This window comes from Runella sp. R5_40, assembly GCF_057652295.1.
Genome location: NZ_JBYFCH010000001.1, coordinates 385,890 through 399,866, shown reverse-complemented (window position 1 = coordinate 399,866; position 13,977 = coordinate 385,890). Strand labels below are relative to the sequence as shown.

General features: G+C 47.4%; 12 protein-coding genes. 8 read left to right on the top strand and 4 right to left on the bottom strand.

Annotated elements, in window-relative coordinates; translation table 11 throughout:
• Positions 1-8: 8 nt before the first annotated feature.
• Together AC23N5_RS01765 and AC23N5_RS01760 are read right to left on the bottom strand one after the other, a co-directional pair.
• On the bottom strand, positions 9-1,238 hold the full coding sequence (locus AC23N5_RS01765; RefSeq protein ID WP_487754263.1) for a carboxypeptidase-like regulatory domain-containing protein: 1,230 nt from the start codon (positions 1,236-1,238) through the stop codon (positions 9-11).
• Positions 1,239-1,277: 39 nt separating this feature from the next.
• Positions 1,278-1,865: a thymidine kinase gene (locus tag AC23N5_RS01760; RefSeq protein ID WP_183978395.1), complete on the bottom strand. Its 588-nt coding sequence runs from the start codon at positions 1,863-1,865 to the stop codon at positions 1,278-1,280.
• Between the two features lie 93 nt (positions 1,866-1,958).
• On the opposite strand from AC23N5_RS01760, the gene AC23N5_RS01755 reads away from it, so the two are divergent.
• Positions 1,959-3,149, top strand: coding sequence for a hypothetical protein (locus AC23N5_RS01755; RefSeq protein WP_487754262.1), 1,191 nt, complete (start codon positions 1,959-1,961; stop codon positions 3,147-3,149).
• 64 nt (positions 3,150-3,213) lie between these two features.
• Positions 3,214-3,840, top strand: a complete 627-nt coding sequence (locus tag AC23N5_RS01750; protein ID WP_487754261.1) for an ABC transporter ATP-binding protein — start codon at positions 3,214-3,216, stop codon at positions 3,838-3,840.
• A 180-nt stretch (positions 3,841-4,020) separates the two neighbouring features.
• Here AC23N5_RS01750 and AC23N5_RS01745 read toward each other — a convergent pair whose 3' ends face one another.
• Positions 4,021-5,058 (bottom strand): PorP/SprF family type IX secretion system membrane protein, encoded by a 1,038-nt coding sequence (locus AC23N5_RS01745; protein WP_487754260.1) that lies wholly within the window; start codon positions 5,056-5,058, stop codon positions 4,021-4,023.
• Positions 5,059-5,291: 233 nt separating this feature from the next.
• Here AC23N5_RS01745 and AC23N5_RS01740 point away from each other — a divergent pair, with 233 nt between their 5' ends.
• The 6 genes from AC23N5_RS01740 to AC23N5_RS01715 all read left to right on the top strand — a co-directional run bounded on the left by AC23N5_RS01740 (position 5,292) and on the right by AC23N5_RS01715 (position 12,146).
• Entirely contained in the window at positions 5,292-7,394 is a 2,103-nt protein-coding gene (locus tag AC23N5_RS01740; RefSeq protein ID WP_183978401.1) for an outer membrane protein assembly factor BamB family protein, read from the top strand.
• Positions 7,395-7,428: 34 nt separating this feature from the next.
• Positions 7,429-8,856 carry an RNA polymerase factor sigma-54 gene (gene rpoN, locus AC23N5_RS01735; protein ID WP_487754259.1) on the top strand — a complete coding sequence of 476 codons (1,428 nt, stop codon included), beginning with the start codon at positions 7,429-7,431 and terminating at the stop codon, positions 8,854-8,856.
• Positions 8,857-8,932: 76 nt separating this feature from the next.
• Positions 8,933-9,235 carry a Dabb family protein gene (locus AC23N5_RS01730; protein WP_028523984.1) on the top strand — a complete coding sequence of 101 codons (303 nt, stop codon included), beginning with the start codon at positions 8,933-8,935 and terminating at the stop codon, positions 9,233-9,235.
• A complete protein-coding gene (locus AC23N5_RS01725) occupies positions 9,216-10,106 on the top strand; it encodes a helix-turn-helix domain-containing protein (RefSeq protein ID WP_487754258.1) in 891 nt (296 codons plus the stop codon). The genes AC23N5_RS01730 and AC23N5_RS01725 overlap by 20 nt, the downstream gene beginning before the upstream one ends.
• 57 nt (positions 10,107-10,163) lie before the next feature.
• Entirely contained in the window at positions 10,164-11,123 is a 960-nt protein-coding gene (locus AC23N5_RS01720; protein ID WP_487754257.1) for a VOC family protein, read from the top strand.
• 162 nt (positions 11,124-11,285) lie between these two features.
• Positions 11,286-12,146 carry an inositol oxygenase family protein gene (locus AC23N5_RS01715; protein WP_183972249.1) on the top strand — a complete coding sequence of 287 codons (861 nt, stop codon included), beginning with the start codon at positions 11,286-11,288 and terminating at the stop codon, positions 12,144-12,146.
• Between the two features lie 45 nt (positions 12,147-12,191).
• Here AC23N5_RS01715 and AC23N5_RS01710 read toward each other — a convergent pair whose 3' ends face one another.
• The gene (locus tag AC23N5_RS01710; protein ID WP_487754256.1) at positions 12,192-13,940 is read right to left on the bottom strand and encodes a hypothetical protein; all 1,749 of its coding nucleotides are present in this window, start codon (positions 13,938-13,940) and stop codon (positions 12,192-12,194) included.
• Positions 13,941-13,977 lie beyond the last annotated feature (37 nt).

Below are 13,977 nucleotides of genomic sequence, written 5' to 3'. Positions count from 1 at the left end.
GATTTGTGCTATTTTCCTAAGCCGTTTACGATTTGTCGCATGGCTTCGGAAGGAATGACAAAATTGAAGTTACCCCAAATCAGTTCGTCGTATTTGGGAACGGTTTGCTGGGTAAAACTTTCGGTGTCTATCAAAACATCCGTTTCAGGAATTCGCATACCGTTGCTTTTTTGGATGTCGGTCGCCACAAATTGTAACTTAATGGTACCTAATGTTTGGGTATTTTTTTGTTCAAATTGGGTGTCCAACAGCATTCGATAATCTTGCAAGTACCATTTCCCACCAAAAGGTTTGTAGCTAATGCAGGTGTAGAGGCGTTTGGCGTCGCGTTTGGTTTTGCCAAACATCTTGTCGGATGCACTGGTTTTCAAAACGTCTTTGACGCCTTCGGGGGTAAAGTCATATTCGATGCGAACGATGGCTGTATCCGAAGAATTGATGTACATAATGCCGTTGCGGGCCGCTTTGATTCCTGCGCTCACGGGGCGGAACAAAATTCGATACACTTGCTTGTCGAGGTAGGTGGTAATGGTATCGTCGAGCTCATAGCCGTAATCGTACAAATTTTTGCCGTCGAGGTATTCGGGGATAGAAATGTCAATGGAGTTGGTCACAATACTGGCACCGTTCGGGAAAGCGTATCCTTCCATTACTTTCGAGCGATTTTGACTGGCAAAGTTGCGCCCGCGAAGGGCTTTTACCTTCTGAGGAACCAAAATTTTGGGGCGAGGGTCTTTTTCGGCTTGCAATACCGCTTCGCGAATGTCCACGTATTCGCCATTTTGTTGGAGCGATTCGCGGTAAAAACCCGTCAGTAGGTAAGGATTAGGCGAGCTGTTTTTCTTGATTTTACGCAACGCCTCCGACACCCAATTTCGGGCTTCAAACGACTTGATGTACGAACTATCCACCACCCGTAGTTGGGCAGGTTGAAGCTCAATGACTACGTCTTTTTGGTTGGGTTGAAACGCCGACGCTTTTTGTTGGAAAGGCTGGTAGCCAAACACCGAGACCACCAAAGCAGAATCTGACGCAATACGTGGGAAGCGGTAGAAAAACTGCCCGTCTTCGTTGGTGAGTGTTCCTGTGCCTTTACTCATCATGCCAATGTACGCATGAGGGATAGGCTTTTGGGATATTTTATCAATGATTTTACCCGAAAGCAATAAGTAACCTCCCTGGGCATAAAGCGCACACGACACTAGAAAAAAGCACAACGTTGAAAGCAGACCTCGCATAAGTAGCGTTTTTTATTCGATATAAATTGCCAACAAGAATCAGGCCAAATCGCCCAAATGGTAGCATCTTCGGCAACGCGCCTCGTAAGAGTCGGTTTCGCCCAATAAAATTTTATCTTGAGACGTTACCTTTCGGTAGGAGTATTGGGCCACCGAGCCACAGGTAACGCAAATAGCGTGGACCTTTGTAACATATTCTGCCACAGCCATTAAGAGCGGCATAGGCCCAAAAGGCTTGCCCGAAAAGTCCATGTCAAGGCCCGCGACGATGACGCGCTTTCCGCTGCTGGCAAGTTTATTACAAACTTCGACTAGATTTTGGTCTAAAAATTGCGCTTCATCAATGCCGACCACGTCGCAATCACCTGCGAAAAGTACTATTTCTTCGGAGGTATTGACGGGAGTAGAGCGAATCGAATTTTCGTTGTGCGAGACAATGTCCTCGTCATGATAGCGTTTATCAATGGCGGGTTTAAAAATTTCAACTTTTTGGCGCGCAATTTTAGCACGATTGAGGCGGCGAATGAGCTCTTCGGTTTTGCCAGAGAACATCGAACCACAGACGACTTCTATCCAGCCAAGGCTTGTTTGTTTAGGTTGGGAATGATGATTGGGTTCAATAAACATACGGTAGGGTTGATGTTCTAGTGACTTATGAACTAAAATAATTCGGATAACTGATTTTCGCCGATTACCTTTACAAAACAAACAAATTTTAGGATGCTCCACAAGTTTAATCTCAGCGCACTCAACGACTATAGTCAGCGGTTTGCGCGGAAAGTATGCGATGATTTCTTTGCTCAGAACACCACGGCGTCGGGTCAGCAAATTCTGAATTTGACAGCGATTCCACAGATAAATCTGTTTGTTATCAGTAGTTTATACGAAAAATGGCGAGCCGATGCGGAGACCTTTCGTAGTCCTTATTTCGACTTTGAGCAGGGCGAGGTGAAAGAAGCGTTGAAGCAATTTATGAATGTTGTCTCGCGCAACATTTCGGTCAAGCGAGAAGCACTAGAACCTATTTTATTGGAGGCAACCAAAAATACGTTGGTATTATTGATTGATCCCAACTCGTATTTTAATGAGCTTTTTCGCGACCAAGCTAATTTTTCGGTGACGGCCGATTTGGTGCAGCAGCTTTGCAAGTACGTTCGGTTTAATAAATTTATTCCGCAAGAGCTGGCCAAAGGAATGAAAGACCGCAGCTTCGTTTATGTGAATCAGGCGATTGAATGGTCGGAGCAAGCCTTGCAAAAACACGCTGACGAACTGGATAATATTGAACAGTGGGTAGGGCATTTTTCGGCAAAAGTACCCTTAGATATCACTCATCTTGTCAAAAAAACAACGCGCGTTGAACCGCCAAAGGTAGTTGATGAACCCAATCGCTCCTTCTTTGATACCCTTGTTCCTGAACCTGAGCCAGAAGAAGAACCCGAGCCTGAATATACGCCCGTGGCTATTCCTGCGCCCGAGCCAATACCAGCAAAACCAACTGAACCTGTGCAAAAACAAGAGCCTGTGAGCTATACGCCGCCTGCTCCTGCAAACCCTACGCCCGCCACCCTTAATCAAGTGGTTGGTGGAAGTGAAAATGGGGTAAAAGAGTCACTCAATGACCGTTTGCGGGTAGAACAATCGAGTATTTCGGATGTGTATCAGAAGCAAGCGATTACCAGCATTTCGCAGAGTATTCCGTTGAACCAGAAGTTTATGTTCATCCACCATTTGTTTAACGGAAGCAACAGTGCCTACGAAACGGCCATTTCGGAATTGGAACAAGCCCCTGATTACGATACAGCCCGTTCGTTGATTACGTATAAATTTGCGTCGCAGTACCTTTGGGACATGACGGGGGATGTCGTTGGCGATTTGCTTGAAATCGTGAAACGCCGTTTCCGACAATAAAAGTGATACGAAAGATTTGATTCGGGAGAATAACCCTCCCGAATTTCCTAACTCATAAAAATCAATGATTTCTTGCCAGAACCTTACGTTTTCGTACAGTCCACAAAAACGATTTACGTTTCCAGACATAACTTGCGCCGACCGTGAAGCCCTGTTGATTTTGGGGCAGTCGGGGCGAGGAAAAACTACTTTGCTTCACTTAATGGCACTTTTGTTGCGTCCCGAAGGGGGGAGCGTCATCATTGGAGATAAGGATATTACTCCCTTGTCGGTAGCAGAAGCGGCAGCGGTTCGGGCGAGCCAAATCGGGATTGTCTATCAAAAACCCCATTTTGTGAGTTCGCTGAGCGTGTTAGAAAATGTGCTTTTGCCCAATTATTTAGCCCAAAAATTTCAAGATAAAAACCGTGCTCGCGCGCTGGCCGAAGAGTTGGGTTTTGCCGAACATTTATCCAAAAAAACGCATCAATTGAGTCAAGGGGAGCAGCAACGCGTGAGCATTGCCCGTGCTTTGATGAACAATCCTGCGGTGATTTTGGCCGACGAGCCTACTTCGAGCTTGGACGATGACAACTGTGACAAAGTAATTACGCTTCTCAAAAATCAATCGGAGCAAATTGGGGCAAGCCTCGTCGTTGTAACCCACGACCAGCGCCTCAAAGACGTAGTAGCGAATCAAGTGAAGTTGTAGTGCATTGTGCGCTCAAATGCGGAAACGCGGTTGTGAGCAACCGCGGGCACTGTGAAAGCGGTTGCTCACAACCGCGCTTGTCGTGAAAGTGGTTGCTCACAACCACGTCTATCGTACCAGCGGTTACTCATAACCGCGTCCATTGTGCCAGTGGTTGCTCACAACCACTTTCAGTGCTTCCTAGAATTTCGGACAAGACAATTGTTTGTCTTTCTTAACCCGACGTTTGCGGGGTGAAGGCTCGTAGTCGAAGGTGTAAGCGAGTGAAATCTCGTGCGAACCGCCGCTAGGTAGCCCCAACGATGACACCGTGATGTCGTAGCTATACCCAAACGAGAAACGGTCGTGGCGGTAACCTACCAAGGCAATGAGCGACTCGCGGTTAGAAATGTTGGCGACGTACTTTTTGATGGGCAAGCCACGGTACCAAAGCCCAAGGACAATGGGTGAATAGGTGACATATACCCCCAAATCGAGCTGGTCGTATTTTCCTTGAAACTTATAATTGATAGCGGGCGAAATGCTCATTTCGCGGTCTAATTCATCGCCTAAGCCCGTGTATCCCCCAAACGGAATGCGCAAACCCGCGTGCAAACTTCCTTTGAGGGGAAGGCGCGTCCCATCCGCTACTTGAAAAAAGCCTTGTTCGGGGCGGTTGATGTGGTGCGCTGCCACGCCTATCCAATATTTGTCGGAGTAAAGTAAAAGTCCCGTTGAAAAACTTAAATAATGTATTGAAGGTGAGCCGTTAAGTGCAATCGGGTCGGCGGTAGCATTCCCTGTAAAACCACGGTTGGTGTATTGGTCGCCAAACGTTAAATCCGATAAATTGGCGCGGCGATTTCCGTACGTACCTTGTAAGCCCATGCGCAAGGCAGTGCTTTCATTGAAACGCAACTGATACGAATATTGTCCCGAAACTTCGGAGCTACGAAGGCTTCCCGTTCCTTGCGAATCATTGACAAACATCAACCCAACCCCGCTGTTGACATTGGAAAAATAATGATCAACGGCGAAAGAAGTAGTAACGTAGTTGGCCGATAACCCAGGCCATTGATTACGGTAGTTCATCATGACACGAGGCGCCAAGTCTCCCCCCGCAAAAGCAGGGTTAAGGTACAAGGGGTTCGCATAAAATTGCGAAAACTGCGGGTCTTGGGCGTAACCTACTCGCAAACAGAGTCCCAATAAGAAGGTGAAAGCTAATCGTCTCATCATAATACCAAACGCTACCGCAAACATTTTGCCAAAATAATCACTAAATCTCCGAGAAAGTAACGGTTTTTTCTAGTAAATGTTATTCAAGGGTTCAAATCAACACATTTTTATTTGATTTTAAAGCAAAACCGCCCAAATGCAAAGAAGATATGTGTATTGCCTATTGTCTTTGTGAGTAACTGACCCCCAAAAGCTGACTTTAAAAGAAAGCATTAACTTCATTTTTGTTACGTATGAAACGTCTCCTTCCCGTTGCGCTTATCGCCCTCGTGGCTGCTCAGTTTCCTTGGGGAAATAAAATCCAAACTTCTTCGGAAGAATGGCCAGAATACCTCGGCGGCCCTGAGCGTAATCACTATTCTACCCTTACGCAGATTACGCCCGAAAACGTGCAAAATTTGAAAGTCGCGTGGACGTATGCTACACCTGATTCGGGACAAATGCAGGTAAATCCGATTGTGGTCAACGGTGTTTTGTACGGCGTGACGGCCTCCGTGCAGGCGTTTGCCTTGGATGCGGCTACGGGAAAAGAATTGTGGCGGTTTGGCGACCCACTCAAAAACTGGGCGAGCACCAGCCGTGGTGTGGCGTACTGGCGGGAAGGAAACGACGAGCGAATTTTGCACACGATGGGGCCGTATTTGTACGCCATCGACGCAAAAACGGGTAAAACGATTCCTTCTTTTGGCGAAAATGGTCGGGTGGATTTGCACACAGGATTACCCGAATCGGCCAAAGATAAATTTATGGTGTCGAACACCCCTGGGACCATTTTTGAAGACCTGATTGTGATGCCCGTTCGGTTGTCGGAAGGGGCGGATGCTGCTCCAGGCGATATTCGGGCGTTTAATGTCAAAACGGGGAAATTGGCGTGGACTTTCCACACCATTCCGTATCCTGGAGAGTTTGGGTACGAAACCTTTCCCAAAAATGCCTATAAAAATACGGATGTAGGAGCGGCCAACAACTGGTCGGGGATGTCGGTGGATCGCAAGCGAGGCATTTTGTTCGTGCCGACGGGCTCGGCTGCCTACGATTTTTATGCGGGAAATCGCAAAGGGCAAAACTTGTTTTCCAACTGCTTACTCGCCTTGGATGCGCGTACAGGCAAGCGATTGTGGCATTTCCAAACCATGCACCACGACGTCTGGGACCGCGATTTGCCCGCTCCGCCTAATTTAGTGACGGTTAAACAAAATGGCAAGAACATCGACGCCGTAGCCCAAGTGACGAAGCAAGGCTATGTGTTTGTATTTGACCGCGTAACGGGAAAGCCGCTGTTTCCTATCAAAGAAGTACCTGCGCACAAATCCAATTTGGTGGGCGAACAAACGTGGCCAACCCAACCCGTCCCGACCAAGCCTGCACCATTTGCGCGTCAGTCGCCTACGGTGACGGAAAAGGAAATCAGCCCCTATGCCGAAAACCGCGAAGAGCTAATTGCGAACGTGAAAAAATACAAGAATGCGCTCTTTGCCGCGCCTTCAAAAGAAGGAACAGTGATTTTTCCTGGCTTTGACGGTGGGGCCGAATGGGGCGGGGCCGCCGTGGATCCTGAGGGTATCATGTATGTCAACAGCAACGAAATGGCGTGGATTTTGACCATGAAAGACACCCCTAAGCAAGACGCGCTGGCGCATTTGCCACTGGGCGAACGTACCTATGCCACGCTTTGTACCTCTTGCCACGGGCCAGAACGGAAGGGAAATGCTAAAAGTGGGTATCCGTCGTTGGTGGATATTTCAACCAAACGCGACAAAGCCTTCGTGTCCAACCTCATTACGTCGGGCAAAGGCATGATGCCAGGTTTTACGACCCTCAGCGCGGCCGACAAGCAGGCGTTGGTGGCATTTTTGTTTGGTGAAGAGAAAAAAGAAGCCAGCGGCGGCGGTAATTCAAAAATGCCTTACTTACCTTACACAAGCACGGGTTACAATAAGTTTTTGGACAGCAAAGGGCTCCCAGCCATTACGCCGCCTTGGGGAACACTCAACGCCATTGACCTCAATACGGGGGAATACCGTTGGAAAATTCCTTTTGGATATGAGCCTGCATTGCTCGAAAAAGGAATAAAAAATACGGGGGTAGAAAACTACGGTGGCCCCGTGATTACGGCCAGTGGACTGCTGTTTATTGCCGCCACGAAAGATGGAATGTTTAGGGCATTTGACAAAAAAACAGGTAAATTGCTTTGGGAAACCAAACTCCCCGCGGCCGCCTTTGCAACGCCTGCTACCTATCAGGTCAATGGCAAACAGTACATTGTGATGGCCTGCGGAGGAACGAAACTTGGAACAAAAAAAGGTAATCAATACGTTGCTTTTACGTTACCATAATGTATAAGAATGTTTTGGTCACCAACAGCCAGCTATGTTAAATTTAGTTCAGACACAAAAACAATCGCTCAAAATATCCCCAGCGCAGATACAGCTGCTCAATTTTTTGCAACTCAATACCCTTGAGTTGGAGCAACATATCAAAAACGAGCTGGAGGAAAATCCTTTTTTGGACGAAGGAAACGAAGAATCATCGGACGACGACTGGGATAATGCCGCCGAAGGTGGTGTCAGTGACCGTGGCGATGACCGTACGCAAGATTACATGGATTGGGATGAGTTTAGAGACGACGATGTGCCTGATTACAAAACACGTATCAATAATTATTCTGACGACGATACGACTTACACCCCTGCCGTAGTTGAAAATGTTTCTTGGCGACAAGAGTTAAAGGAACAGTTTCATTTGCTCTTGCTGACGGAGCGGCAACAGATTTTAGCCGATTTTTTGGTAGATTCCCTGACCGACGAAGGATACTTGACTTATACCGCCGAGGCGCTGGCAGATGATGTTTCGTTTACGAGCGGAATTTACGTGGAAGTCACCGAAATGATGGAGTTGATTGACCTGCTACGCCACATGGAGCCTGCGGGTTTAGGAGCTAAAAACCTGCAAGATTGTTTGTTGTTGCAGTTGGAACGGCGTCAGGAGCCCGAAGCTACGTTGGCCAAAGAACTGGTCAAGAAACACTTTGATGACTTGGCGGGGCGGAGCTACGAAAAACTCATGAAAGGGCTGGGAATCAATGCTAACCAACTCAAAGATGTATTGGCGTTTGTCGGAACACTTAACCCTCAGCCTGTTAGTACAAGCAACCAAGCAGAGGTGTTGGGCGTAAAAGATAACGTGATTCCCGATTACATCGTCATGGTCGATGGGGATTTGATAGAAGTGGAACTGAACAATCGACGGATTCCGCCGCTGAAAATCAACAAATCATATACCCATGACTTGGGGAAATCACGAGCGGCCAATACCTACGTCAATTCCAAAATCAATGCCGCCAACTGGCTCATTGATGCGATACAGCAGCGTCAAAATACGATGTTGAAGTCGATGCGTACGATTGTGAAATTGCAGGAAGACTATTTCCGAACGGGCGATGTACGGATGCTCAAACCGATGGTACTTCGCGACGTGGCCGAACGGATTCAGATGGACGTTTCGACGATTTCGAGGGTGACCAGCGGTAAATACGCCCAAACGCCTTTTGGCGTCATTCACCTCAAAGATTTGTTTACGGAAGGTGTTAAGACTGACTCGGGTGAGGAAGTATCGAATCGGCAGATTCAGCTGGCCTTGGCGGAGTTGGTGGCGCAGGAAGACAAACAAAGCCCGCTAAACGATTTCCAACTGGCAGAATTATTGGCCGAAAAAGGGTATCCCGTGGCCCGCCGAACCGTGGCAAAATACCGCGAACAACTTGATATTCCGACGGCTACTTTGCGCCGAACTTTGTAGAAAAAAAGGTAAAAAAATGTATTTTTAACCTTCTATTGCCAATTGTGTAATAACCCAACTAATAATCCCCAAACGCATGTTTGTTCATCACGTATTCTTTTTCTTAAACAACCCTGATAGTGCCGCTGATCGCGAGGCGCTTGTGGCAGGTTTGCAAACCTTGACGTCGATTGAAGGTGTAAAATTGGCCCATATTGGCAAAGTTGCCGATACACACCGTGGGGTAATTGACCGTTCGTATTCGGTGTCGTGGTTGATGCTTTTTGATACCAAAGAGGCACAAGATGTCTATCAAGACCACCCTGTTCACCACAAATTTGTGGAAAACTGCGCGCACCTGTGGGAAAAGGTCATCGTCTATGATTCGGATGATGTCTGAGAAAGAACCCATTCACATTCGGCAAGCGCACCTTTCGGTTCCGTTTGTGTATCGGACGATGCAGGAGGTCGAAGAACGGCGCAACCAAACGCCTGATTTGCCCCACCGCCACGATTACTTTACGGTATTGGTGGTGGAAGAAGCCGAAGGAACGCACCAAATTGATTTTACCAATTATCCGCTACGGCCCAACACCGTTTATTTTGTGTCGCCTGAGCAAATTCACCACGTGACCCTGACGCAGCCCACGCCGCGCGGTCACGTGGTGTTGTTTCGTCCCGATTTTCTTCAAAATTATAGCATTGCTCCCGCGCAGTTGTACGACATGGATTTGTTTTTCAACTGCGACGAATCGCGCCCTATCGAACTGACAACCGCCGAAATGCACCAACTTCAACCGTTTTTGTCGGCCATTGCCAACGAAGTGGCGGAGTCAAATCTGCAAAAATGGGAGGCCGTGGGGGCGTGGTTAAAACTGTTTTTAGTGCAGTGCAAACGCTTCAAAGCGGCTAACTATTTGCCCAATAAACCCCTCGACAAGCGTAAGTCGGAGATTGTGAAGCAGTTTAAAAACGATGTGGAGCAGTTGTTCAAGCAGTTTCACAAAGTGGGCGATTATGCCGACCGACAGCTCCTAACGGCCAATCACCTCAACGACGTTATCAAAGCTGAAACGGGGACATCGGCCAAGGATTTTATCCAAAACCGTTTGGTATTGGAAGCAAAGCGCTTGGCGCGTTATTCCGAATTAAGTGCCAAAGAGATTGCGTATCAGCTTGGTTACGAAGATGTGGCGCATTTTAGCAAAGTCTTCAAAAAAGCAGAGAACGTAGCTTTTACTGAGTTTAGAACTAATCTTCCGAATGTCTAGTGCTAACCTCCCGAAAGTTTCAGAACTTTCGGGAGGTTTTCTAACCCCCATTTTCTTATGAACACACAGCAATTACTCAAAGGACTTCACCACGTCACGGCGACGGTCAACGACGCGCAGGAAGACTATGATTTTTATACCAAAATCCTTGGGCTTCGGTTGGTCAAAAAGACCGTCAATTTTGATAATAATTCGGTGTATCACTTTTACTACGCCGACCAAGTAGGTACACCTGGTACCGTTTTTACCACTTTTCCGTACAAAGGCCAAGGCGTGCGGGCGGGTGAAGAAGGAACGGGTTTGATTATTTCCACCGCTTTTTCGGTGCCAAGTACGGCATTGGCATTTTGGTCGGAACGGTTGACCGAAAATGGCTTTGCCGTTACCACTTCGAAGCGGTTTGGGCAAGAGGTTCGTTGGTTTCGCGACCCGTCGGGCTTGCAGTTGGAATTCATTGCCGACGATTCGGATACCCGCACTCCTTACGTCACGGACGAGGTGTCGGCTGAGGTAGGGATTCGAGGCATTCACCACGTGACGTTGTGGGTGGCGGCGAGCGATTGGGACGTCCTTCGCGCGTTTTTGACTTCCGAAATGAACATGGCCGAAATCGGGCAGGAAGGTGAGCGTATTCGCTTGAAAGTCAATGAAGGAGGAGCGGGAAGTTGCCTTGAGCTTGTTCGGGCAGCGGCCGATGCACCACGCGGCAAAAACGGCTTGGGTACAGTTCACCACGTGGCTTGGAAAGTCGAAACGTTTGAAGCGTTATTGGCTTTGCGTCATCGGTTGGTGGAGGAGTTGGGAATGCAAGTGACCGAAGTCCGCGACCGCAAATATTTCCGTTCGATTTACTTCCGCGTGCCTTCGCATCAGCTGTTTGAGGTGGCCACCATTCCGCCAGGATTTGCGGTGGATGAGTCGGAAGAAGAACTAGGGACACACCTCATGCTGCCCGACGACAAAGAAGCAAACCGCGCGGCGATTGAGGCTGTTTTGCCCGTTATTCAAGGGGCGTAGCACGGTCTTGGGCAGGTCGCACATTTATTTTAAATAATTACAAACGTTTGCATTGAAAAATAACTCAGTGCCATTATTTTGTAGAAAAATTATATTTTATACTTGCAATGAAAGAACCCATTGGTTCGTCATGTCGCATCAAATATTCTTAACAACATAAAAATGGAAAATGTAAATCCAACACCGCTTCAAAGCCTGGAAGATTGGGAAGACGACGTACTCGAACGCTACCCCGAACCTGGCACAAAAGCCAAGGATGATTATCGTAACTATGAAGATTCTGAGCGGGTAAATACCGTTAGAGAGTTCTATCGTTTGAACCACACCTATCAAACCTACGATTTTGTGGTGGAAAAAGAGCGCGAATTTTTGGCGTTCAACAAACGCGAAATGTCTATTTGGGATGCCGTTGCGTTTTTGAATACCTTGGTGGACGACTCGGATCCAGACACCGATTTGGATCAGCTTCAACACTTGCTCCAAACGTCAGAAGCAATTCGTCAAGATGGTCACCCTGATTGGTTTGTTTTGACGGGCTTTTTGCACGATTTGGGTAAAGTTCTTTGCCTTTTTGGTGAGCCACAATGGGCGGTGGTTGGTGATACTTTCCCTGTGGGTTGCAAACACTCAGATCGCATCGTTTATCCTGAGTTTTTTGATTTGAATCCCGACAGCACAGACGCACGTTTCAATACAAAATATGGTATTTATGAGCCAAATTGCGGTTTGGACAACGTAAAATTGAGCTGGGGACACGATGAGTACATCTACCAAATCATGAAAAACTACATTCCTGAAGAAGGATTGTACATGCTCCGTTATCACTCATTTTACTCGCAGCACCGTGAGGGCGCTTACGACCACTTGATGAGTAAGCACGACCACAAAATGTTTGAGTGGGTAAACAAATTTAATCCGTACGATTTGTACTCAAAAGTGCCTTATCCGCCAAACGTACAAGAGTTGAAACCATACTACGAAGACTTGGTAGCCAAATATTTACCAAGTACGTTGAAGTTCTAATACAGGTATTTGAGGGCTGCTTTCGTTGGAAAGCAGCCCTTTTTCTTAGTAAATTTCTAGTGTGTGCTGAAACGGACAAATGGCCGTTAGGAATACGTAGCGCCCGTTGGTGCGGAGTGTTCCAAAATGGGTACTGTACAACTCGCCCTCCAAGCCTCGGATGGATTCGTGTTTTTTGACGCCAGGACCAAACGTAATGGTGTCGTTTCCTGCTTTGAACTGGCCGTAACCTTCGGGTAAAAAGTGATCGGTAGGGTTGGCAGATGAAGGAATGCAATGAGCTAATTCCCCTTGTTCGTGAAAACACAATTCCACCACTACCCGCACGCCTTCTGGCCCGTTTACGGTCAAATGGAGGAGCTGTTTTTGGTCTTTTTCTTCGTAAACAATCTCTGTTTTTAGGGTTTGGACGTTGCTAACGGGGCGGTGTTCAAAGTCCATTTTGTTCCAAAAACGGCCATCGGTACTTTGGGATAACTGGTAATCGCCGTCGGCTTTTTTGTATTTATTGGGCAAAGGCTGGTAATAAGGCGCCTCAATCGTTTGCCCAATTCGATACCCTTTCGCCGTTTTTTCAATTCCTTTTCCCCGAAAATAACCTGTACTGAAAAAAGACGTAGAAAGCCGAACGTGTTTTAGGATGGCTTGGCCTTTGCGATAGGCAAAAAAGTTGGGGTTGGTTGAGCGTCCCGAAGCTACTTGAATCGGCCAATCGGCACCCGCAAAGAGGTAAAGACTTTCGTTGTTTTTGCGTTTGCGCAAGAGCGAAATTCCGTCAAATTTTTTCTCGTAAACCAAAGGCAAAGAGCCGTTGGTAGGAGTTTTCTTCAACAGCGGATTTTCAAGCATATAGTAGAGCAAATCTTTCTCCACCGTTTCTTGAAAATTGGGCATTGTCTCAATAAACTGTACCATAGCACCAAAAAGCGGGTCGTTTTGCTGAATCGCCATGTACCGATAGTGCACATAAAACTCGGTGATGAGGCGTAGCATAAAGGCGTCTTGGCGGCGCGATTGTACCGTTACCATGTCGCCGTTGGGTTCCATGCAGTAATAAAGCCAAGTGAGGTTTTTCTTCACTTTTTCGAGCAGTTGGGTTTTGCCGCCGTAGTGCGCCATAAAAATCAACGAGCGGTTGACCACCTCGGCGTACGTAACGCTGCGTTCGAGATAAACCCCATCTTTGTCCTGAAACACCACTTCCGAAAGCCATTCGTTCATCCGATTGACATACGCAGGGTTGGGAAACAAACTGTTGGCTTTGGCGAGGGCGGCACTTACTACCCAGCGGTGGTTGGGCGTATGCACCCCACCGACGGTTAGCTGCCCACAGGCTTTTTGAATAAAACGTTGCAGCTGTCCAAAAATCGACTGGAGTGAGGGTTCATTTTTGATAATACGGGCCGCCGCACAAAGTGGGTCAATGATAAAAGCCGTATCGGGTGGCGACGAAAGATTGCCAAAATCGAGCGTACCGTCGGGTTTTTGTTCTTTCTCCAAAAAGGACATGATTTTTTCCATCATTCCTAGCACCTCTGGTTGACGAAAATAACGAGAAGTAGGCTCGACGTACCCCGCTGACAAATTGGCCAAGTCAAACCCTAAACTCCGCCGAAGTTGTTTGATGGGTTGGCTTAGAGCAAGCGTAAGTCTGGCGAGTTCTTTCGCATTGGCTTCTACCACTTTTTTGTAAAAATCGTCTTCCGAATCGTGCTTCAAAAAAGGCGAATTTTGCAGAAAAGGGACGGCGCATCCCACCACGGAAAGCTGTTTTATAAATGTCTTACGGTTCATGGAGCTTGTACGAGAATCTTGTATTGACTAAGTACAA